Source organism: candidate division KSB1 bacterium (assembly GCA_034506335.1).
Taxonomy (GTDB): Bacteria; Zhuqueibacterota; Zhuqueibacteria; order JANLFK01; family Oleimicrobiaceae; genus Oleimicrobium.
The window spans coordinates 22302-43599 of record JAPDPR010000028.1; the positions used below are offsets into that span (position 1 = coordinate 22302).

Consider the following 21298-nt stretch of genomic DNA (forward strand, 5'->3'; position numbering starts at 1 on the left):
GATGGCAGGCGGATTGACAGTGACTATCGTCAGCTTCAGTTACTTCCGCAACGGCATACCCGCGGATCCGCACGGCCATGGCGGCGGGTTTGTGTTTGATTGTCGTCTGCTGCCCAATCCTGGCCGGGATCCCGCATTCGCCAGCTTGAACGGGCTGGATCGCGAGGTGAAGGCCTACTTAGAGGCCTGCAAAGATGTGCATTCCTTCCTTGCGCACGTCTTCGCGATTGTGGACATGGCTGTTGCCAGCTACACGGCCCGCGAATTCGAGCACCTAATGGTGGCGTTTGGTTGTACCGGTGGGCAACACCGCTCGGTGTACTGCGCCGAGTCCTTAGCTGAGCACTTGCGACAGCGGGGCGTGCAGGTGGCCGTCCAGCACCTGGCACTTGGGCAGGGGCAAACATGAAGGCCATGATCCTCGCCGCTGGTTTGGGCACACGCCTCCGCCCTCTCACCGACCAGCGCCCTAAAGCACTGGTTGAACTTTGTGGTACCCCTCTGATTCAGATCGTCATACGCAAGCTTGTTCAGGCAGGCGTGGACCAAATCGTCATCAACGTGCACCATTTTGCCGAAAAGGTGGTGGAATACGTAGAAGGACACAGTGGCTTTGGGGTTCACGTCGAGTTCTCGCGGGAGCCGCTGATCCTCGGCACCGGGGGTGGGCTGCAAAAAGTGGCTCGTTTTTTTGCCGGCCCGGAACCCTTTTTCCTTCACAATGTGGACATCGTGGCTGACATAGACCTCGTGGCCCTTCTGAATTACCACCGTACCCGCGGTGCCTTGGCAACACTGGCAGTCCAGGTGCGTCCCACCTCCAGGCCTCTGGCCATAGACAACAAAGGTTTGCTCTGCGGCAGGATGGGACACGCCCTTAATCGAGTTCCAGACGGAGGAGTGCGGTCGATGGGATATAGCGGCATCCAAGTAATCTCGCCCGGAATGCTGCCCCTCTTGTCTGAAACTCCGCCTTTTTCCCTGATCGACGCGGAGATACGCCTGTGCGCCGACCACGAGATTGTGGCATATGATATTGGGAATGCTCACTGGTGGGACGTGGGAAGCAGAGAGGCGCTAGCAGATGCAGAGCGTGCATTTCGCTCTGGTAGTGTGATCGCCTGGTGGTGACTTGCCGAAGGAAGGCGGCAGAGCAATCATCGTACTCCCTAAACAGCAGACGGTCCCAGCGTGGCTGAGACCGTCTGCCAAGAGCAAAGCCAGCTACACGACCCGCACGTTGGCGGCTTGCGGTCCTTTGGGTCCCTCCTCGATCTCGAAAGTGACCTCTTGATCCTTCTCGAGCGCCCGGAACCCCTCGCCCACGATCGCTTTGTAGTGCACGAAGACGTCCCCTCCGCCCTCACGGGTTATGAAACCGTAGCCTTTGGTTTTGCTGAACCACTTCACCTTGCCCTTTTCCATACGGTGCTCGCTCCTATGGAATGTCCGCCTCAGCAAGTTCCTGAAGAGCAAAAGCGTGTTCTCCTCTAAAGTTTGGTCCTTATTGCCACCGGAGCCCAATGGCGGTGTGGAGCAACGCCCCAGGCAACTTCAGTTCTTGTTCAACACCCAATCGACCAGACGCTCAAAGCCTTGGACTGCTCGTCCTAACCATTCTGCCTTCCCGCTCGGTGCCTCGACCAGGGGCTCATCCGGCATTACGTTTGGGTCGCGCATGTCTCCTATCACCTCCAAGGTCACGGGAACGACGCCGTCATTGAGCATGCCCAATCTGTAGGCGGCGCCGTAGGAGACATCGATGACTCGATTGGCCTTAAAAGGGCCCCTATCCGCAATAACCACCCGCACCGAACGCCCGTTCTTGGTGTTGGTCACCTTGACAACCGTGCCAAACGGAAGTCGCAAATGTGCGGCGGTCATTTCGTAGGGGTCGTAGCGCCCCCCATTGGCCATCTGCTCCCCTTGCTGCTCCTTGCCCATGTAGGAGCAGTAACCAGTCAACACCCTGTGCCTTCGTGGGCCTCCATCAAAGAGGCCCCCCCGGTACGGACGTCCCTCCGATCGATACCCTGTGCGCGGCGCAGGCGTACACGCCCACACGACGAGGGTCAGGATGCACCCCACACCTACAATGAGGCGACGTCTGCTCTTGGCCACCCTCTCTTGCACTCTCATCATGGGATCCACCCCACACGTCTTCCACCACGGGCTTTCGCCCTCACCACCAGTTGATCCCAGTTCGTTGCGTGTCTCCCCTGCGCAACCGGAGACATCCCCCTTCCCCTTTGTTGTCCATCAATCGTCGGCGTGCCCTACCTTGAGTTCCTCAGCAACTCGCACACCTAGCCACAATCGGCCCTCGTTTCCTCCATGCTTTGCTGAAATATAGCGAATTCCAAACAAAATGTCAAGCTAAAATATCAACATATTGAAAAGCTCTGAATTGCGACGACGATATGTTGAGGAGAAGGATAAAACGCGAACCTCCACTCATCGGAGGGGCCCCCGGCTCCCGGCGACAAGCGTCTGCACATGTGCCGCCTCTCGTTAGCCGAGCTTTGTGTAGCGAAGGATTAGAGACCTAGAGACCGCCTCGACGGTGCATGCGCACAGGATGCCAAGCACCGCTCCCGCGAGGACATCCGAGGGGTAGTGCACGCCCACATAGACGCGCGAATACGAAACGAAGGAGGCCAGAAGAAAAAACAGCGGCCACAGGGGGCGATAAAAGCGCCACAACAACCACGCGGCTCCAAAGAGATTTGCTGCATGAGAGGAGGGAAAAGAAAATGCGCCTGAACAACCCACCAGCAAGCGCACGTTGGGGAGCACGTGGCAGGGCCTAGTCCTTTCCACAAGAGGCTTGAGCAGGTGACTGCTCGTCTGGTCAGTCATAGTCACCGTCACTACCAGCAAAAGAGTGGCGAGACGTCCTTTCCTCCCACCAAAGAGGCACAGCGCCAGAAGAGCCAGCGCGATAATCAGCCTCCAGTTGTCAATGTCCGTAAGGAAAGGCATGAGGACATCGAATTGCGGGTTGGCGAGTGTTTGGTTGATGAGAGAAAACAGTGCGGCATCGAGTCGGAAGGTCCAGGCCTGCATCGTCGGTCAGTCCTTGTGGCCTAGGGTCTCCGTGACCAATTTCAGTGCGCAGTATTCGCCGCACATGGTGCATACGTCGTTTTGCTCAGGGGGTGCCTCTTCGCGGGCCCGGCGAGCAATCACCGGGTCGATCGCCAGGGCAATCTGGCGTTCCCAGTCCAAGGCCTTCCGCGCGCGTGCCATGGCCAAGTCCCACTCCTCTGCACCTGGAATCCCCTTGGCCAGGTCGGCCACGTGTGCGGCTATGCGCGTGACAATGACCCCATCCCGTACGTCTTGCACGGTGGGCAGGCGCAAGTGCTCTCCAGCAGTCACATAGCAAAGAAAGTCGGCCCCCGCTGCAGCAGCAATGGCGCCGCCGATGGCGGACACTATATGGTCGTACCCCGGGGCCACATCAGTGACAAGGGGTCCCAGTACGTAGAATGGCGCACCATGGCAGAGCTTTTTCTCCAAGAGCACATTTGCCTCAACCTCGCGCAGTGGCAGGTGACCAGGTCCCTCAATCATCACCTGCACTCCTTCATCCCAGGCAGTCTTGGCCAATTCCCCCAAGGTAATGAGCTCCTGCACCTGGGCGCGATCTGTGGCATCGGCCAACGAGCCAGGCCTGAAGCCGTCCCCCAGACTTAGGGTGATGTCGTAGCGTTTGGCAATTTCAAGCAGACGATCAAACTGTTCGTACAACGGGTTCTCACGCTCGTTCGCCACCATCCAGGTGATATGGAAGCTGCCGCCGCGACTCACGACATCGGTCACCCTTCCTTCTTTGCGCAGCCGTTCCAATGCGCTCAAAGTCACGCCGCAGTGGACGGTGAAAAAATCTACACCCTGCTCTGCCTGCCTTTGCAGCACTGCAAACAGGTCGTCGACGGTCATGTGAACGATACCCCCTTTGCGCGCGGCGCACTCGATAGCCGCCTGATAGATGGGAACCGTTCCAATGGGCACAGGAGCCGCATCCATCACCGCTTGGCGAATACGGTCCAGGTCGCCAGCGCTGCTCAGATCCATGATGGTATCTGCCCCCGCAGCCACGGCCACCTTTGCCTTTTCCACCTCCAAACCTATATCCGCGATATCAGAGGAAGTGCCGATGTTGGCGTTCACCTTGGTACGTAACCCTTTACCCACGCCACACACCTTTTCAATAGAGTGGAGCCGGTTCTTGAGGATAACCACTTCTCCTGCAGCAACGCGCGACGCCAAGAGCTCTGGCTCAATTCTCTCCTGCGCTGCCACCGCGCGCACTTCCGGGGTGATGTTCCCCTTTCTCGCTTCACAAATCTGCGTCATAGGCACACTGTCCTTATGGTCAAAAAGCCCCTTTTGTTTATTTCACCGGGCTCCAATCGGCAAAATTCTCCACGACCACTTTGCACTTTGGCTCTGCGGTCCACCCCTCTGCCGAGTTGTACGTCCAGCCGAGAAACTCAGAGTCGCCCCCGCCCTCGGTGGTAATCAGGAAGCGATTGGCCAGATGCCCGAAATAGAGGGCTTGCGCGCGCGGCGAGTCCTGGTCACCACCACTGGGGTCCACTGGTACCCACCCGTACCTCGGCAGGTAGACCTCCACCCAACGATGGAACACGTCGTCCATGCTGGCGTCATCGCCCCGGACTACGACAGAACCCACATACCGTGCAGGTAACCCTGCGGCGCGACACAGGGCAATGTAGACGAAACTGTACTCAGAGCATGAGCCGTTTCCACGCCGCAGCACCTCCGGTGCTACGTTCCACCCGCCGGCAAGTTCATAGGACATCTTTCCCATCAGCCAGTGGTAGATCTTGCGGGCAATCCAGTACGGGTTCTTCTCATCCCCGACCGCCTCCCGTGCGGAGCTCTGAATCAAGGGGTCTTGGAGGCAGTACTTCGTTCCGTCCGCCAAATACTTTGCCTTGATCTCGGCCGGAACTTCCTCCAGGCTCCCCACTCTTTCCGGGCGGATGTAGTAGAAGACCTCGTAAACGCGCGCTTTGAGTGTCATGGTCAAGGTCTTGGTGGAGGCAGGAGGCACGTTGTCGTAGTGAAAGTGGGCACAGCGCTGCTGCCAGCGGTCCGCGACAAACCCTGTCGGCTTGGGCGCAAACTCCGCTGCGCCGTCGATGGTTTGCGAGTCCCGGTCGTGAGGCAGTGCTACGTACACATCTGCCGTCTTCAGCCTGCCAGGGCCATAATTGCGCACTTGGTGCGTGTACTCAATCTGTGCATGCCGTTCGTTTGTTCGGGCGATGTACTGCTCGCCATCAACTGCAATTCGAAACACCCGGTCCGATTCAAAGTCCGCGCACCACAGGTGCGCCCCGTCCCAAGCCAGGCCAGTCGGGAAGTGCCCCGGGCTCTTGACCACCCAGAGCACGTAGCCATTGTCCGGCGCAATCATGTAGAGCTCATCTTGCGACCGATCTGCAAGCCACAGATAGGTGCCATCGAACGCCAGCCCCTGGGACTCCCCCGATGGAGCGGTAAATGAGACGATAGCGGTGCCATCTTCCGTGCTAATCTTGCTCACCTTGTCTTCCCTGTTATCGCTCAGCCACAGGTGTTTACCGTCCCAGGCGATTCCGGCTGGGGATGGACCGGGGGCGTCTAGGGCAGCGAGGATCGCTCCATCACGCGGATCAACCTTGTAGAGTTTCTTCTCACCGAGGTCTACGTTCCACAGGTAAGTACCATCAAAGGCCAACCCCATCGGCCAGAAGCCCGGTGACGGAATAGATCCGATCTGCTTGCCCTCCGCAGTGAGTTTGTAAATAGTGTCCGTCTTCCGATCGGCGAGCCACAAGTATTTGCCGTCCCAAGTAAGCCCTGTGGGACATGGCCCTGGCGTTGGGAAAGAGTTTAGCACCTGTCCCACTTCTGCCGCTACCGTCTGGCCACCAACAGCCAAGCCTGTCAGGACCAGAAAGAGCCATTTTCTCATCTCGCTTGGTCTCCCTGCTTTTCGGTTTCCTTGATCAGAACTTCCACCGCCTCGGCAAAACTCGAGGCCACCCAGTCCGCGTGGGCAGCTTCCGTCAATGGCGTTTGCTTTACGGCCTTGAGCATGATGGTGCGCAGCCCTGCGTCGTGGGCGCCCTTGATGTCGATATCCGGTCGGTCGCCCACAAACACGGCTTCGCTTGCTTTGGCACCCACGCCAGAGAGGGCCAGCTGGAAAATTTCCCGCCGTGGCTTGCGATATCCCACTTCTGCCGATACGATACAGGCACGAAACCAGTGTAGAATCCCGTGCATCTCCAAAATTCTGCGCACCGCCAGTGCCGACGTGGCGTTTGACACTACGCCCAGCTGGAACCCACGGTGCGCAAGAGTCCGCAACCCCTCTTCAACGCCAGGCAAAAGTCGGCTGCGCTCTTCTTCTGGGTGGAAGTAGGCCTCCACGCAGCGACTTATCAGTTCTCGGCTTACTCCCCTAGCCCCCAGCTCTTTGAGAGCCGTGGCAATGCTTTCAGCCGCGGTCACTTCCTTGCCTGATTCCCGCGCCCGGACAAAGTTCTGCTCGCGGATGCGGAGTAATACCTCCTGCAGGCGGTCTTCCTCAAGCGTCACGCCGTGGCCGTGTAGAATCAGCAACAACCGCTCGACCCCCTCGCGCTCCAACTCGCGCCAGTCCTCATGCTCGTAGACCAGTGTGTCCCCCACGTCAAACAGAACAGCCTTGATGGGCATACGTCCCTCCCCAGAGTTGGACTGCCTGGTGCTGCGCCAGATATGGCTTTGCTGTGCTCCCTGGCAGGGCTGTGGATGATAACCCTGTGCTTCCCGCTGGCCTCAGCCTGGGCCGGAGCACACTGCAGGGGTTGGCCAGCAGTCTCGATGAGCGCGCTGGAGTTGAAAGTAAGCAACTTGGGGGTAAAAATCAAGGCCTTTCCTGAGAAGTTTCCGCGGCGTTCCCTCGCCCCTAAAGGGCCATGGGGGAGCGCAGCGAGCTTGTAGGACGGCCCCTCATGCGAGAAGAGCATACCTGCGGTGCACTACCGCTTAAGGGGATGTATGTTGGACGGATGCGTGGTACGCCCCAGGTAGCACACGGCTACCAATCACCCCCCTCACGAAAACCCGCCGCGTGGAGCACAACTGCTGGCGCCAGAACTCGCACTCTGCGCACTCGGTGCGAATGAGGAAAGCATGCGCGTCGGCCTCTCCGCTCCGCAGCGAGGGCACCTCAAGTGCTCCCCAGTTTCTCCGACCTTCTGTAAGACGTCAAAAACATGACCGCAACTGCTGCACTTGTATTCGTAGATCGGCACCACTACCTCCCTCTATCAACTGACTCGTCCTGGCCAGGCAGTATCTTCTGCGTTTCCTCTGTGTTTCTGGAACGTTCCGCCGGAACGCCACAAACACTGCTCATTCACGTGGGCACGCCCAAACGTGGCAGCACAAAGCGCATCAACACCACATACGCCAGGCCGATTAGGATCAACCACACGATGTCCATTTTCTTTCGCACTCCTCCGCTCGCCTCGCCCTCTCGCTTACTGCGTCTCCGTCATCTCCCCCCGTCGGTGGGCGCCAAGTCCCTTCATAAACACCGATGCTTTGATGCAAGGGCGCGAGAAATGTTTCAACAAGCCCCAAACTTAGTCTGGCCCAAGGCCATGAACTTGCGCTGGCTGGCCACTGCACACCCGACCGCATAGAATCACCACTGGGCGGCCGCGAGGGGGACCTCTCTTACCGCGAGAAACGTAACAGTTTCCCGCGGCAGAGCTGAGCGCGGCTGCCCTCTCAAAAGCCACTCGCCCGTCAGCACGGGGACAACCTTCACCCTCCCTGGCATTACCCCAGCTCCTCAGGGGCAAGCCCACTGCTCAAAGCGGTAGAACAGGCATCTAGGGCCCAGTAGGTCACCCTCCACGGTGAGAAAGGAATGGTCTGCCTACCAGGGCACTTACGGGGCCAGGAGGTTCCGTAAGGCAGGCATCGCGATTTGAGACCAGGTTTCCACCTCGCACTCCGGCGAAGCCAAGATTTCCTCTAAGCGGGCAAGGTCAACGAAACCACCCCATGCCATTTCTGACCCTCGCGGGACCACGTTGCCCGCGGAAGTAGCGATCTTGTACAAGATACCGAAATGGACCTGGCCCACTGGATTGCTGTCGTCATTGATATAGCCGAGCACATCAACTTCCGGTTCGTCCGGTAACTCCACTTCCTCGCACAGTTCGCGCAGCATGCTCGCGCGCACCGGATCGTCCACGCCATCATGTTTTTCGATGTGTCCACCGACGCCCCAGGACCATTTCCCCTGCAGCCTCTGCTCCTGGTAGTCCTGGCTTCGCGTGGACCGCCGGTAGGCAAACACCTTCCTCTTCTCAGGATTGACAATAAGGCAGTAGGCGATGGGCTGCTTGAGAGAGGGGTCCTTCTCGGCAAGCCCACGGCGCACATACGTCATGTGGCGACGCACCACTGCTTCAAAGTCATGCTTGTCAGCCGGCAAAAAGCCTTGAAACTCAAATTCCCGAAAGAGTTCTTCGCGGGGCACCACTACGATAAGCCGGTTCATGTTGGTCTCGTGTCTGGGATGGTTTCTATTCGCAGATAATATCCACAAAGCGGCGGAGAGTGCGTCCCGCATCGCCCACCGGCGGAGTGAAACGCCAGTTCGCCGAGTCCTCCCCGTCATGGTTCACGATTACGTCGGTATAGTCGCGCGCCATCTCCAGCTCCTCGTATGCCTTGAGGGCGCGCGCACGCAGGTCATCCAGCTCGGCAAGCGTGATTACTTTACCCTGTTGAAGAGAGCGACCCACCAACTTCTGCAGCATCACTGCCGCCACAGCCTCCTGCTCATTACCGAACGCTCGCCTAAGCGCTTGCAATTCCTCCGGGCATAGGGGAGACAACAACACAGTGCGCACCTCGAACTCACGCGCATGCTCCAGTACTACCGGGTGCGACAGGAGCAGACGCCCCAACGTCGGATAGATTTCTGTCACCACCAGGGAGGCCGTAGCCAAGATCTCACGCACTTCCTCCATGTCGACCGCTTGCCACACAACCCTCCCCTTTCCCACCAGGAAGCGCTCTGGAGGTAAGGCCCTAATCTCCTGTTCCGAACGAAAATGAAAATCTACCCCGTCTCTTTCCCCAGGCCTTGGCGCACGGCTAAGGTAAAGGAGGGGACTGCGCACCGCAATGTGCGGGTAGTTGACATGAAGCGCCTTGAGCAATGGCGTCTTCCCCACCCCCGATGGACCGGAAACTACAATCAGCTTCTTCCTCATGGCTCATTGAGAATAGGCACACTCTCTGCGTACGAGAATTCTGGGTTAGGCATTTCTCAATTCTTGGCTACACGGTCATTTTGCCCGAATACTGGTCCAAGCACCCCCTCAGGTGCGTGACAGCACTCAGGTACCCGTACCGAATCTGCATGGGCCACTTCGATTACTCGCATCGACTTCCACTTGCCGCCCATGAAGCGAAACAGAAACGCCAAACCCACGAGCATGATGTATATCGTCGCCGCCGTCCACATGGTGTGCAGTCCCTTGGCAAGAAACTTGACAGCAACATAGCTTGGGATGACCATGACCAGCCAAGAGAGCGCCACATTCACCAGCATGACATAACGAGTATCGCCCGCCCCTTTGATGGCGGAGCCGAACACGATGTTGAGGGCATCGAAGAGCGAGTAAGCCGCCACAAAGCGCAAGAGCACCACCGTCGTATCCAGCACCGGCTGCATACTCGCGGCGTTCGCACGGGCAACAAATGGCCACAAAAACACGCGCGGAAACAGCAGGTAGCCGGCAGCAAATAGCGACATATAAAGCGCGCTCACATGGAATCCGGACCATGCGCTCCGCTCTGCCAGCTCCACCTTCTCGGCGCCGAGCCACTGCCCCACCAGGATGGATACAGCGATACCGATGCCGTAAAGGGGCAAGAAGGCAAGCGAGTTGATGTTGAAAGCGATGTTTGTGGCTGCCAGTTCAGATGTGCCGAGTCTACCCGTCAGGATTACGAACACCGTGAAACCGAGAATGTCCAGCAGGAAGTGCAGTCCGCTGGGTAGTCCATAGCGCAACAAACGCGAGCACAGCTCCGGGTCAAACCGCCACCCCTTGAGGGTGTGAAACAGCTCATCGTATCCAGGCCGCAAGAAAAGCACTGCGTACACGGCGACGGCGACGATGCCGGACAGAACGGTGGCCACGGCCGCGCCGGTGATTCCCAGCCGCGGGAATCCCAGCTTACCGAAGATGAGACAGTAATCCAGGCCCACGTTTGCCAAGGTAGCTACGGCGTTCACCCACATGACCACCCAAGTCTGGCCTCTTCCGCTAAAGAAACTTGAAAGGGCCGATCCCAGCACCGGAGCGAACATCCCCAGCGAGAGGACACCGAAGTAGTCGATCTCCAAACGCACCACTTCCGGTGGGTGCCCGAGCAGTGTGAAAAGTGGACGCGCCACATAGAAGGCTCCTACCCCGACGACCACTGCCACCAGGCTCAGGTAGGCACCTTGCCAGACAGAGGCACCAATTCGATGGTACTGCTTCGCGCCATAGTATTGGGCGACAAACGTGTTGACGTAGCTTGCGGTGCCCACGAAAATGCTGGCAATCGTCCAGGACACCAGCCCTGCTGGCGAGGCCGCCGCCACCGCCTCGGGGGAGTACCAGGAAAGGAACATGCGGTCCACAAACTGCTGGATACTCCAGAACCCGGTGCTGATGATGAGCGGCACTCCCACGCGCAGCAGCTCTTCATAGCCGCCCGGGGCTCTCCACCTCCGGCTTATCCCTCCTACTTTCCTGGTCACTCCGATTTCGTTCCTCTCTCCCACAGGCGGCAATCTGGACCTAACCAGCGATCAGCTTTCGTACGGTGGCGCAGAAGCGTTGCACTTCCTCGACGCTGGTGTAGACGTGCGCGGACACGCGAATAGCGTCAAGGCGGTGCTCGCCGACCGAGCGCACGCGAAAACCTTCCTTAGTAAGGGCATCAAGGAGGGTGGCGCTCTTCATGTGGCGTGGGCGGAAGGTGACGATTGAGGCAGACGATTCTGGCTCAGCCGGGGTGAGAACTTCTACTTCAGGCATGTCCCCCAATTCTCGCTTCAGGATTCCCGCCAAGAAACGGCCGCGCGCTGCCACCCGGGGCATACCAATGGTTGAGAGAAAATCGAAGGCTGCACCCAATGCCAGGATCAGAGGGGTATTGCGGGTTCCGTATTCGGTGAGCTCGGCCTCACGCCGATATTCCAACGTCAGCGTGTCAAGATCGTACTTTGCATCTGAATAGGCTCCCACATACGTGGGCTTCCAGACGTCAAACATATCCTTGCGAATGTACAGCAAGCCGGTACCCTTTGGGCCCAAAAGCCACTTGTGTCCCGAAGAGGCGTAGAAATCGCACTCGCATGCGTGGAGGTCGACCGGGATCATTCCGGGGGGGTGCGCGCCATCCACCACCAGCCAGATACCTCGTTGGTGACATAACGCCGCGATCTCCCTCACTGGGAAGAGCAGACCGGTCGTGCAAGTGATGTGGCTAATGGACACTACCCTGGTCTTGCGCGTAAGGCTTCGCTCGATCACCCGAAGGTTTTCTTCCCGGCTCATAGCCGGCTCAAAGAGGCGGACCACCACCCCCTTCGCCTTAGCGACAGCCAGCCAGGGGATTGCCCCACCGGGGTGCTCGTGGGTGCTCATTAGGACCTCGTCCCCCCTCCGCAGAGGCAGTCCCCACGCCACGATGTTCATTCCCTCAGTCGTGTTGCGGGTGAACGCAACCTCGCTGGGCTCGCACCCCAAGAATGCCGCTGCCTTCGCACGCACGGCCGCGATCTCTTCGTGGCCAGTCTCGCAGATTCGCTCCAAGCGCAGGCTCGCGTCGCGATAAGCCTCCAGCACCACGCGGGGCGAAGGGCCGAGACCACCGTTGTTGAAGTAAGTACGCTCGGTGGTAAGCGGGAACGCCTGTCTCACCACCGCCCAATAGTCCTCGTCTCCAGGACCCCCGGCTCCAGGAAAAGTAGAGGCATCCGGGGCATTGCGCCAGGAGCCCGCAACTCTGCGTAGGGGAAGAGCAAAGGAGGCCGCTGCGCCCCCTGCAAGTATCTTGCGCAAGAAGGAACGTCGCGTCTCAGCATGGGTAAGCACCACCATCACTTCAGCCTCCGCTACTTTGATGCCGGCGTTGACCTAGAGCCAGCGGAAACTCTCCACAATCCGTTCGATATCTGACCGCACCGCGGGATAGGCAACTTCGCTCGTCTTTGCGAGGAAAAAACAGGCAAGGGAGTCGCGAACCGAGACGCTCACCACCCAGACGGGCATGCTTTCCCTCGCCTTTTCCGGCAACACCACCATGAAGTAGGCGCCCGCATTTGTCCCTTTTCCGGTGACAGTCACCTCCTTGAGCAATCGTACCCGGCCATGGCCTCGCTCATACTCCGCTATCAACTCCCCAAGAGCCCGAACCGCGCAATCATAAGCATCACGGGGGATTGTCTGCCAGAGAACTCCCACAGTAACAGCGGCAAGCGTGTCTCCGGCGGTGGACTTGTGAGCGACCACCAGCGGCACTACGTTGTTGAGCACAGTACGCGCCGGATTCTCTGGTGGCAGACTATCTGGTCTGCGCAGGAGCTGCATCTGCCACCCTTCCGGTGGTACCTTGAAACTCAGTCCGTCAATAGTGTCGTAAAAGTACTGCCCGCGCACCTCCACCACTGATCCAGAGGGAACAGAGGGTTCCTGGCTACGCAGGGCCGCCTGCTTCTCAAAGGTTCGCAAGTAATGGACCAGGAGAATAACTACACCAAGACTCAGTATGAGCAACCCGGCCGGCACAAGACTGCTGCGTCTCATGGGCACCTCACCAGTGTGTTCCAGCCGATTCGCGTGTTTCGCTCCTTTCTGCTCGGTTTCTAAGCGAATTGCAAATAGAGTGGGGACCATGCCCGACTGGGTATGGAGGTACTGAACCGGCGCAATTCGGTCAGGTTCCATCCCGGAGTGGCACCTCTTCGCGTGGCGACCAGGGCGCCCAGGGCATTGGCGAACCGCGCGATCTCCCGCAGGTGTGCACCTTCCAGAAGCTTCACCACCAGGCCTGCGGCAAACGCGTCTCCTGCCCCGGTGGTGTCCTCAACCTCGACCACCAACCCTGGCTCATAGACCACCTCGGTCCTATTCGCCAGCACGCATCCTTCATGCCCCAGGGTGAGGGCCACCACCTGGAGGTCGAACTCTTCTGCCAGGAAGCGGAGAAAAAGCGCTGGTTGGCTGTCGTCAAAGCCAAAAGCCTCGCTCAGTAGATGACGTTCTTCATCATTGAGCTTGAGCACGTCGGCCAAAGGCATGGAGTCGAGCACCAAGCGGCGGGTCATCTCATCCCAACCCCGGATGTTCACATCATACACGCGCAACGCCTTTGTGCACTGACTGAGGAACTCCCGAATCGCATTCCTGCTCTGCTCGTTGCGCTGCGCCAGGGTGCCAAAGAGGACGGCGTCAACAAGACCGTACAGCGTTTGCCATTGAGGAGCCGGTTCGAGATAGTCAAACGCCACATCATCTGAACAGTGAAACCTCGGGACCCCCTGACGGTCCAGGCTCACCTTTACCGTACCGGTAGGGTGATTCACATCCCGCTGGATCCACCTCGTCTCCAGACCAGCCATGGAGAGCCGGTCCAGCAATTCGTCCCCAGAGCTATCGCGCCCCACGCGGCTGATAATGTAGGCGTCGTGTCCCAGGTGGTGCACATGGTAAGCAAAATTAGCAGGTGCTCCCCCCGGAAACTTCTCGTCCCCGTAGAGATCCCATAACACCTCGCCTATGCCGACAATGAGCTTCCTCGCCGGTGCACCCCGTCGCTGAGTTTGCTTCTTACCCACGGTTACCCCCGTATGCTGTCATTCGCTCCTTCCTCTTCCTTGCTACCGATGCTATTCCCGTGTGGCTTCCCCCAGGCCTGACGCATGCAAAAGTAATAAATTTGTCCCCCATTTGCAAGCATTTTGCCACCTGCCAACAGGATGGTCAAAATTCATCATTCCATGTTGGTGGCTGAGAGTCGAATGGCCTTGCGCGCATCGGAGACGAAAGGCTCCCATGTGACCGTGCCTGCCCTGCGCAAAGCCCTTCTCGCTACGCTATGCGCCTCTCGGTACGCGAGGAAACCCGCCCGCCTGGGCAGCCTCTACTGCCTGGAGAACAAAGGGCATCGTCGCTTGTGGCACTAGCCAGGCCCGCTCACCTCCCCTGCTACGGGCGTACGTACTCGGGGACCCGCGCTGTTCTCGTTGGTGCGCCTCTCGACCTGCGCGCCGCCGTGGCCGACACGCCTGCACTTCCAACTCCCCGATGATTGCTCTGCCTCGAGAAGCAGCGACCAGCCCAGAGTTTCTTTCCGACCGCGCGGAAACTCCACTAAAGGCACAATGTTTGAGCTCAGAGGCTCCTGCGCGTTTTCTCCTTGACTATGTCGCCCCCATTTCGTAAAATGAGCAGTGCATCGTGTGGACTTGCGCGGAGGAGGTACGTATCCATGAGCTGTCACGCACATATGCGAAGGGCCTCCACAGCTTTCGTCGTTCCTATTCTGGGAGTGCTGCTTGCCGCGGGTTGCCAAGGGCCAAAACAAAAACGTGCTGCGATTACCGTGGTCGTCAAAAACGCCCGGGTGTGGACCGGGTGCACGGCCGTACCGTGGGCGGAGGCCCTGGCGGTAGCCGGGGATCGCATCGCGGCGGTGGGAACCACAGAGCGCGTCTTAGCTCTGGCATGTCCCTCCAGTGAGATCATTGACGCACAGGGGAACTTGGTCGTTCCGGGTTTTATAGACTGCCATGTACACTTTCTTGAAGGCGGGTTCCACCTTTCTTCAGTACAGCTCCGAGACGCAGCTACTCCCGCCGAGTTTATCCACCGCATCAAGGCATACGCAGAGGAGGTAGGACCGGGGGTTTGGATCACGGGCGGTGACTGGGACCATGCGCTGTGGGGAGGGCGGCTCCCCACGCACGAATGGATCGACTCGGTCTCCTCGCGCAATCCGGTGTGGGTAAGTCGCTTGGATGGCCACATGGCCCTGGCCAACCGACTGGCAATGCAGATAGCCGGCATACATGCCGCTACTCCAGATGTCGAGGGTGGCACCATCGTACGGGACGCCGAGGGGAACCCCACAGGCATCTTCAAGGACAATGCCATGGGCCTCATCGACCGGATGGTGCCGAGTCCGGACCTGAGGCAAAAGGAGCGCGCCCTCGTGGCGGCAATGGAATACGTGGCAAGTCAAGGTGTGACAACGGTGCACCAGATGGGGACCTGGGAGGACCTGGAGGTCTTCGAGCACGCCCATGCAACCGGAAGCCTGCTCACCCGCATCTACGCGGCCGTCCCTTTGGCAAGCGCGAGTCAGCTGGCTGCACGCGTGCGCCAGGGCGGTCGTGGCGACGAGTGGCTGCGCATCGGCATGCTCAAAGGCTTTGTGGATGGTTCGCTGGGCTCGCACACCGCCGCCTTCTTCGAACCCTATAGCGACGCCCCAACGGACTCCGGGCTGTTGGTGAACACGCCGGAGGACCTCTACCGCTGGATCAGCCAGGCTGACTCTGCCGGCCTGCAGGTGGCGGTCCACGCCATTGGTGACCGGGCAAATGCTCTGTTGCTGGATATCTATGCGCGAGTGGTGGCGGAGCGTGGGCCACGTGATCGCCGCTTCCGCATCGAGCACGCCCAACATCTGCGACCGTGTGACATCCCCCGCTTCTCACAACTGGGCGTCATTGCCAGCATGCAACCCTACCACGCCATTGATGATGGCAGATGGGCCGAGGGAGTCATCGGGCCACAGCGCTGCAAGACCACATACGCCTTCCGCTCCCTGCATGATCAGGGCGCACGGGTAGTTTTCGGCAGCGACTGGTACGTGGCACCCCCCTCGCCACTGCTGGGCATTTACGCAGCGGTCACCCGGCGCACCATCGACGGGAAGAACCCGGACGGATGGATCCCGGAACAGAAGATCACCGTCGAGGAGGCGCTCCGTGCCTACACGGTGCAAGCGGCCTACGCTTCGTTCGAGGAAGGACTCAAGGGGAGTATCGAGCCGGGCAAGCTCGCCGATTTTGTCATACTGGACCGCGACATCACGCGCATCCCGCCGGAAGAGATCTTCCAAGCGCGGGTGTTGATGACGGTGGTGGGCGGAAAGGTGGTTTTCAGGGCGCAATAAGGGACCAGCCCCAAGGTCCCATCAAATCCTGAAAGGTACCGGCGTGAAGGAAACCATGAAGATCACCAGCATCGCGTAGCCTACGGCCCTGCGCCGCGCGTCAAGCGGGAGAAACGGGTCTAGGGGTACCGGATGGCGAAAGCCGAAGACAATGAGCAACACCAGGAGGAGGGCCCAGCCCGGATACCATTTTACCGTTACGATGCCAAACGCAATCAGCAAAAAGATATAGGCACGCTGTGCCCTTTGCCCAAAGAGCGCGTAGAGCACGTGTCCGCCGTCGAGTTGTCCGATCGGAAGGAGATTGAGCGAGGTCACGAACAGTCCTGCCCAGCCGGCAAACGCCATCGGGCCCAGCATGATGTCCATATCCGGGCTCAATCCGGGTACCGCGAGTCTGGCAACCAGCTTGAACAGCAGCGACTCGCCCAGGTACAGCACCGAGGGCCCCACCTCTCCCTTTGGGACCAACTGAGAGTTTTGCAGACCAAAAAACATGACGGGAAGCGCAATAGCGAGCCCGGCAAGTGGGCCGGCCACGGCGACGTCCAACAGCGCCCTCCGGTCGGGCATGCGCGCATCCATGCGAATCACTGCCCCCAAGGTACCGAACGGATTGAGCATGGGAAAGGGGAATGGGATAAAATACGGCAGGGTGGCGTTCACGCGGTGCCGGCGACACATGAGGTAGTGACCCATCTCATGCGCAAGCAAAATGCTCATGATGGATAAGCAGTACACTGCTCCTCCCACAAGGAGCGTGGACAGAACGGTTGCCGCAAACAGCACGATGTTTAGCGTCGGGCGTCGACGCGGGGTCAAGCGCCCAAGAAGACGCGCCCGCCAACTCGGCCGAGACGCCGGAAAGGGACGTTGCGAATACTCTGGGAAGCTGTCAACCCATTCTGGGTAGCTCATCACCTTGCTCACCACTGAAGATAGACTTTCTGGCCCTTCACCAGTCCAAGGCGCGCGCGCAGGTTGTCCCGACGCAACGCCAGCTCCAAATAGCCGGCGCTCCCCCACAACGCCATGGGCATCCCCTCCGTCCCCTCGTCATAGCAGGACACGAGTCCTTGTATCCTAAAGCTGCCCACTGCAATAGTCAGATCGGCATGCGGGGGTACCAGGTGCCTGGGGAGGTTAGTGACGGCGTTGCCGAAACGGTCAAAATAGACAATCTCCCCCCGGGCGCAGGTACCTTCCACGCTGGGTTGGGGGACTTTTGTACGGACCAGCTCTGGTATCGCGGGGCCCAGCTCGCGAAGTGCAAGTCCGCGTGACAAGTGCCCCGCAACTGGGGCAAAGACGTCACGTCCATGAAAGGTGGCGCTTACCTCCGGCAAAAACAGGTCTTGGCGTTCTATGAGCACCGCCTCCCACCGGCTTTCCCGCGCCAGCACCCAGCTCAGCACCCCATTGTCCGGGGCCACGAACAGATGAGCCCCAGCCTGCACGGCAATGGCACGCCGCCTGCTGCCCACACCAGGGTCCACCACGACCAGGTGAACTGTACCGTGTGGGAAGTAGGGATAGGCCATCTGCAGGACAAACGCGGCCGCCTCCACATCGTGAGCGGGAATCTCGTGCGTGAGGTCGACCAGCCTCGCCTCAGGATTGATGCCAAGGATGACGCCTTTCATCACCCCCACGAAGGCGTCCACGGTGCCAAAATCGGTGAGCAGGGTGACAATGCCGCTGGGTTCCTTGGCATCTCCGTTGCCAATGGCCATGTGCGCTACTTCTCGATAGTCAAAGCCACCATACGCTCGCCCACGCGTTGGCGCAAGAGTTCCACGTCCTTCGGCCCGCCCACGATATCCCCATAGTGCATCGGCACAACTACCCGCGGCCGCATGGCCTCCACCGCCTTTGCCGCTTCCTCGGCGCCCATAGTGTAGGTACCCCCAATGGGCAACAGGGCCACATCGGGGTGAATGCCTCTCATCTCGGGGATAAAGTCGGTGTCCCCGGCATGATAGACCACCTCTCCCCTCTGCAGCCGGACCACATACCCCACCCACCGGTTTTCCCTCTTGTGAAACTCCTTGCCCACATTGTAGGCAGGCACAGCGACGATCTGGATGCCCCCTATAGAAACAGTGTCCCCTGGTGAAATGGGTATCAGGCTTTCACGCTTTTGTCGCAGTGCGTCCAGGTCACGCGTTTTTTGCGCTTGGGCGATCACATCTGGCGGCGCAATCAAACGCGTATTACCCTTCACCAGGCGTGCTATCGTGCCGGGCGCATAGTGATCGAAGTGGCTGTGCGTAACCAAAACTATGTCTGCCAAAGGAGCATTTGCTGGCACTTTCCAGGGGTCAATGTAGATCTGTGAGTCGCCGTCCTGGAGACGAAAGGACGCATGGCCGTACCAGTGAACAAACGCGGCAACGTCCGGCGCGGGCCGTGGCTGCTGTGCTTGAAAGACCGCGCACACCCAAAGCACAAGGTAGACTCCCTTGATCATGGCTCACACCCTCCTGGGCTGTTATTCAGGGCAAAAAGCCCTGATCTGATCAAAGAGGTCCTTTCTGCGGGCAAGGTCATGCTCAAACTCAAATTCGTCGGCTTCCACCGTCAGAACATTCATCTCCTTGCTCGCGTTCTTGATCCAGCGCTCATAAGCCAGGTTGAGCTCGTGGAGATATTCCGGAGTAATACCCTTCTCGAAATCCCGTCCGCGGCGACGAATGCGCGAGATAAGGGTCCAGGTGGAGGCACGCAGGTAGACAATCAGGTCCGGCTTGCGGAGATAGCTGGTCATGCAGTAGAAGAGCTCACGGTAGTTGTCATAGTCGCGCTGCTCCATGTGCCCTTGCTTGTAGAGGATGTAGGCAAAAATCTCCGCGTCTTCGTAGATGGACCGGTCCTGCACGCAGGAGACCGGGCTCTCGCTGATCAGTTTCTGGTCCATGAATCGTTTGGACAAGAAGTAGACCTGGAGGTTGAAACTCCAGCGGCTCATGTCAGCATAAAAGTCGCTGAGGTAAGGGTTGTCAATCACGCGCTCGAAGAATGGCTGCCATCCGAAGTGCTCAGCGATCAGTCTGGTAAGCGTGGTCTTTCCCACGCCAATGTTGCCTGCCACCGCCACGAAATGTTTCTTCGGCATCCGGATTTCCCTGCGCAAAACGCCGTCACCTGCTTCCTGGCACAAAGATAACCCAATTCCGGGTAAATGTCAAGCGGTAATCTGTGCGGAGGGACGCTCGGTAGGAAGAACGCAAGGTCTAATGCGGGGCTGTCCAAAGATAGATGTCAAAGTTCTCACCAGCGAAAAGCTTTTCAAGTGTGCCTGCCTCGGACGGAACGTGCGGCACGTGGTCCTGCACGCGGAAACCCGGAAGAGGTACCTTGCCTGCTATCCGGCGGAGAGCCGGCTTCCTGCCTACTGCTACGAGCAAAGAATCCTGGCCGGTGGCGAGAAGGTCAGCCGCTCCAGGGGTTGGCACGTCGTAGTAGTGGGTGGCTACCCTCTCATAGTCCCATCCATTCACAGTGGCCACAATTGGAAGTGCGGTCCCCCAGTCGCCCATTACCTTTATGTGTTGCCCAAAGCGAGCACGAAGCAGCAGGCCTACTTCCTCCGTGGCCTTTGCGAAGTGCTGGCTGGGCAGGAACCAGGCCGCCTCCGTGATTGTCACGGTGACCACGAGCACACCCAGCGTCTGCCACCACTTTCTGCCTGGACAAACAAGAGCCAGCCCGATGGGCATAGAAACAGCCCAGAAGACAGGCAACAAGAAGCACCCTTTGTCCACCAAGAAATCAGCGCTGACCAGAGGCAACAGCAGGTGAAGCACGACTACCACAAGGAGCACGAGGAAAGAAGCCTTGTTTTGACCGCTCCACGCGCGGAAGCCCTTGAGTAAGAGAAAAAGCATAACGTGTAGATTGAGGGCTACAATACCAGTCAGGGAGAGGAGCTTATAAGGAACCGACTTTGCCACAGCCTCCTGCGCAAGGCCACGGAGAAAACCCAGGGGGTTGTTACCTACGGCCCAGTGGGTACCAACATACCCCGCCAGTGCCACTGCCCCCGCGACAATCGCATCCCTCAGCGCCTTCTTGTCCCAGCCTCTCAGCAGCACCAGGGGGAAACAAAGGGCGGCCAAAGGCGAAACTAACGTGGCCAACAAAAACGCTATTCCAGCCAAGAGCGGGCGAGAGTAAAGAAAGAACACGACAACTAACATGACGCACGCAAGTTGCGGGACGTACACCTCCCCAATAAGGCTGTGGTACCACAAACTCGGAATAAGTCCTGCGACGCACGCCGCTGCTATGGCCTCTCTTCGGCACAGGCTCAGCCGTACCCAAATGAGATACGTGAGCCCGACTACCAAACCGCCACAGAACGCGGAGAAGAACCCCGCAGGAGCCGCCGTGTGTCTGAGCCACCCCGGGGCACACTTGTATGTTAGCCAAAGAGCGCAGGTATGAGCTAGGTGGTAGTTAGGTAGCGGTTCTGCCCCCTGCAACGTGCGGGCGTCCAGGTATGCATGTCTGAGGATGGGGCTCGCGGCATTCGACCGCAACACAAACGCGACCACGTCGGCGCTGGACGTGGAGAGCGGCACTTGCACAGTGTAGAACAGGGCAAAGCCAACGGTCAAGAAAAGGAAAACAGAACGATCACGCACTCCGGGGTCCTGTTCATCGGATAAGCGCCAGGCGCCGAGAACGACTTTCTTCACCCCGACGCAGCACAACAAGGTATACCCCACTGGGCGCCGCACTTCCGGCTTCATCCCGACCGTCCCAGGGGGCGATGTAGGAGCCGGGTGGCAAAACCTTATTCAGAACAGTTCGCACCAAACGTCCGCGTATGTCATATACGGTAAGTAGTGTCTGCTGCGCACCGAGCGTATCAGAGTCTTTGGCAGGGAGGGCAAACGGCACATAAAGAATCCCAGATGTTGGATTGGGAAAGCAAGCATCTAAGGTGAAGTCCTTGGGCGGGGTGTGTTCCACAGCGACAGTGGACGAATAGCTGGCTTCACCATCCGCACCCAGG

At 58.9% G+C, this 21298-nt stretch carries 21 protein-coding genes; 3 read left to right on the forward strand and 18 right to left on the reverse strand.

What is annotated here, in order from left to right:
* The first annotated feature begins 1 nt into the window (after position 1).
* The gene (locus ONB25_09340; GenBank protein MDZ7393080.1) at positions 2-409 is read left to right on the forward strand and encodes a hypothetical protein; all 408 of its coding nucleotides are present in this window, start codon (positions 2-4) and stop codon (positions 407-409) included.
* Entirely contained in the window at positions 406-1131 is a 726-nt protein-coding gene (locus ONB25_09345; protein MDZ7393081.1) for a nucleotidyltransferase family protein, read from the forward strand. Before ONB25_09340 ends, ONB25_09345 begins: the two co-directional genes overlap by 4 nt.
* 93 nt (positions 1132-1224) lie before the next feature.
* Here the strand turns inward: ONB25_09345 and ONB25_09350 are convergent, their stop codons facing one another.
* From ONB25_09350 to ONB25_09410, 13 genes are all read right to left on the reverse strand, one after another.
* Positions 1225-1425 (reverse strand): cold-shock protein, encoded by a 201-nt coding sequence (locus tag ONB25_09350; GenBank protein MDZ7393082.1) that lies wholly within the window; start codon positions 1423-1425, stop codon positions 1225-1227.
* Positions 1426-1554: 129 nt separating this feature from the next.
* Positions 1555-2142 (reverse strand): septal ring lytic transglycosylase RlpA family protein, encoded by a 588-nt coding sequence (locus ONB25_09355; protein MDZ7393083.1) that lies wholly within the window; start codon positions 2140-2142, stop codon positions 1555-1557.
* 369 nt (positions 2143-2511) lie between these two features.
* On the reverse strand, positions 2512-3066 hold the full coding sequence (locus tag ONB25_09360) for a phosphatase PAP2 family protein (protein ID MDZ7393084.1): 555 nt from the start codon (positions 3064-3066) through the stop codon (positions 2512-2514).
* A 6-nt stretch (positions 3067-3072) separates the two neighbouring features.
* Positions 3073-4362, reverse strand: coding sequence for a phosphomethylpyrimidine synthase ThiC (gene thiC / locus ONB25_09365; GenBank protein ID MDZ7393085.1), 1290 nt, complete (start codon positions 4360-4362; stop codon positions 3073-3075).
* Positions 4363-4399: 37 nt separating this feature from the next.
* A complete protein-coding gene (locus ONB25_09370; protein ID MDZ7393086.1) occupies positions 4400-5992 on the reverse strand; it encodes a transglutaminase in 1593 nt (530 codons plus the stop codon).
* Positions 5989-6741, reverse strand: coding sequence for an HAD family hydrolase (locus ONB25_09375; GenBank protein MDZ7393087.1), 753 nt, complete (start codon positions 6739-6741; stop codon positions 5989-5991). Before ONB25_09375 ends, ONB25_09370 begins: the two co-directional genes overlap by 4 nt.
* 380 nt (positions 6742-7121) lie before the next feature.
* Positions 7122-7322 carry a zinc ribbon domain-containing protein gene (locus ONB25_09380; GenBank protein MDZ7393088.1) on the reverse strand — a complete coding sequence of 67 codons (201 nt, stop codon included), beginning with the start codon at positions 7320-7322 and terminating at the stop codon, positions 7122-7124.
* 644 nt (positions 7323-7966) lie between these two features.
* Complete coding sequence (locus tag ONB25_09385; protein MDZ7393089.1) at positions 7967-8584, reverse strand: NUDIX domain-containing protein; 618 nt, start codon at positions 8582-8584, stop codon at positions 7967-7969.
* Positions 8585-8609: 25 nt separating this feature from the next.
* Positions 8610-9305 carry a hypothetical protein gene (locus ONB25_09390; GenBank protein ID MDZ7393090.1) on the reverse strand — a complete coding sequence of 232 codons (696 nt, stop codon included), beginning with the start codon at positions 9303-9305 and terminating at the stop codon, positions 8610-8612.
* Positions 9306-9361: 56 nt separating this feature from the next.
* Complete coding sequence (locus ONB25_09395) at positions 9362-10849, reverse strand: MATE family efflux transporter (protein ID MDZ7393091.1); 1488 nt, start codon at positions 10847-10849, stop codon at positions 9362-9364.
* Positions 10850-10889: 40 nt separating this feature from the next.
* The gene (locus ONB25_09400; protein ID MDZ7393092.1) at positions 10890-12197 is read right to left on the reverse strand and encodes an aminotransferase class V-fold PLP-dependent enzyme; all 1308 of its coding nucleotides are present in this window, start codon (positions 12195-12197) and stop codon (positions 10890-10892) included.
* Between the two features lie 36 nt (positions 12198-12233).
* Positions 12234-12902, reverse strand: a complete 669-nt coding sequence (locus tag ONB25_09405) for a hypothetical protein (protein ID MDZ7393093.1) — start codon at positions 12900-12902, stop codon at positions 12234-12236.
* A gap of 59 nt (positions 12903-12961) precedes the next feature.
* On the reverse strand, positions 12962-13933 hold the full coding sequence (locus ONB25_09410) for a carbohydrate kinase (GenBank protein MDZ7393094.1): 972 nt from the start codon (positions 13931-13933) through the stop codon (positions 12962-12964).
* Positions 13934-14586: 653 nt separating this feature from the next.
* Here ONB25_09410 and ONB25_09415 point away from each other — a divergent pair.
* Positions 14587-16278, forward strand: coding sequence for an amidohydrolase (locus ONB25_09415; GenBank protein MDZ7393095.1), 1692 nt, complete (start codon positions 14587-14589; stop codon positions 16276-16278).
* A gap of 21 nt (positions 16279-16299) precedes the next feature.
* On the opposite strand, the gene ONB25_09420 is transcribed toward ONB25_09415, so the two are convergent.
* The 5 genes from ONB25_09420 to ONB25_09440 all read right to left on the reverse strand — a co-directional run bounded on the left by ONB25_09420 (position 16300) and on the right by ONB25_09440 (position 21032).
* A complete protein-coding gene (locus ONB25_09420; protein MDZ7393096.1) occupies positions 16300-17196 on the reverse strand; it encodes a site-2 protease family protein in 897 nt (298 codons plus the stop codon).
* An 8-nt stretch (positions 17197-17204) separates the two neighbouring features.
* On the reverse strand, positions 17205-18011 hold the full coding sequence (locus tag ONB25_09425; protein ID MDZ7393097.1) for an SAM-dependent chlorinase/fluorinase: 807 nt from the start codon (positions 18009-18011) through the stop codon (positions 17205-17207).
* Positions 18012-18016: 5 nt separating this feature from the next.
* Positions 18017-18748, reverse strand: a complete 732-nt coding sequence (locus ONB25_09430; GenBank protein ID MDZ7393098.1) for an MBL fold metallo-hydrolase — start codon at positions 18746-18748, stop codon at positions 18017-18019.
* Positions 18749-18769: 21 nt separating this feature from the next.
* The gene (locus ONB25_09435; protein ID MDZ7393099.1) at positions 18770-19393 is read right to left on the reverse strand and encodes a deoxynucleoside kinase; all 624 of its coding nucleotides are present in this window, start codon (positions 19391-19393) and stop codon (positions 18770-18772) included.
* Between the two features lie 118 nt (positions 19394-19511).
* Positions 19512-21032 carry a hypothetical protein gene (locus ONB25_09440; GenBank protein MDZ7393100.1) on the reverse strand — a complete coding sequence of 507 codons (1521 nt, stop codon included), beginning with the start codon at positions 21030-21032 and terminating at the stop codon, positions 19512-19514.
* Between the last annotated feature and the right edge of the window lie 266 nt (positions 21033-21298).

Coding starts and splice junctions, on each gene's coding strand:
- ONB25_09340 (MDZ7393080.1), top strand. CDS start 2: ATGGCAGGCGGATTGACAGTGACTATCGTCAGCTTCAGTTACTTCCGC.
- ONB25_09345 (MDZ7393081.1), top strand. CDS start 406: ATGAAGGCCATGATCCTCGCCGCTGGTTTGGGCACACGCCTCCGCCCT.
- ONB25_09350 (MDZ7393082.1), bottom strand. CDS start 1,425: ATGGAAAAGGGCAAGGTGAAGTGGTTCAGCAAAACCAAAGGCTACGGT.
- ONB25_09355 (MDZ7393083.1), bottom strand. CDS start 2,142: ATGATGAGAGTGCAAGAGAGGGTGGCCAAGAGCAGACGTCGCCTCATT.
- ONB25_09360 (MDZ7393084.1), bottom strand. CDS start 3,066: ATGCAGGCCTGGACCTTCCGACTCGATGCCGCACTGTTTTCTCTCATC.
- thiC (MDZ7393085.1), bottom strand. CDS start 4,362: ATGACGCAGATTTGTGAAGCGAGAAAGGGGAACATCACCCCGGAAGTG.
- ONB25_09370 (MDZ7393086.1), bottom strand. CDS start 5,992: ATGAGAAAATGGCTCTTTCTGGTCCTGACAGGCTTGGCTGTTGGTGGC.
- ONB25_09375 (MDZ7393087.1), bottom strand. CDS start 6,741: ATGCCCATCAAGGCTGTTCTGTTTGACGTGGGGGACACACTGGTCTAC.
- ONB25_09385 (MDZ7393089.1), bottom strand. CDS start 8,584: ATGAACCGGCTTATCGTAGTGGTGCCCCGCGAAGAACTCTTTCGGGAA.
- ONB25_09390 (MDZ7393090.1), bottom strand. CDS start 9,305: ATGAGGAAGAAGCTGATTGTAGTTTCCGGTCCATCGGGGGTGGGGAAG.
- ONB25_09400 (MDZ7393092.1), bottom strand. CDS start 12,197: ATGGTGGTGCTTACCCATGCTGAGACGCGACGTTCCTTCTTGCGCAAG.
- ONB25_09405 (MDZ7393093.1), bottom strand. CDS start 12,902: ATGAGACGCAGCAGTCTTGTGCCGGCCGGGTTGCTCATACTGAGTCTT.
- ONB25_09415 (MDZ7393095.1), top strand. CDS start 14,587: ATGAGCTGTCACGCACATATGCGAAGGGCCTCCACAGCTTTCGTCGTT.
- ONB25_09420 (MDZ7393096.1), bottom strand. CDS start 17,196: ATGAGCTACCCAGAATGGGTTGACAGCTTCCCAGAGTATTCGCAACGT.
- ONB25_09425 (MDZ7393097.1), bottom strand. CDS start 18,011: ATGGCCATTGGCAACGGAGATGCCAAGGAACCCAGCGGCATTGTCACC.
- ONB25_09430 (MDZ7393098.1), bottom strand. CDS start 18,748: ATGATCAAGGGAGTCTACCTTGTGCTTTGGGTGTGCGCGGTCTTTCAA.
- ONB25_09435 (MDZ7393099.1), bottom strand. CDS start 19,393: ATGCCGAAGAAACATTTCGTGGCGGTGGCAGGCAACATTGGCGTGGGA.
- ONB25_09440 (MDZ7393100.1), bottom strand. CDS start 21,032: ATGAAGCCGGAAGTGCGGCGCCCAGTGGGGTATACCTTGTTGTGCTGC.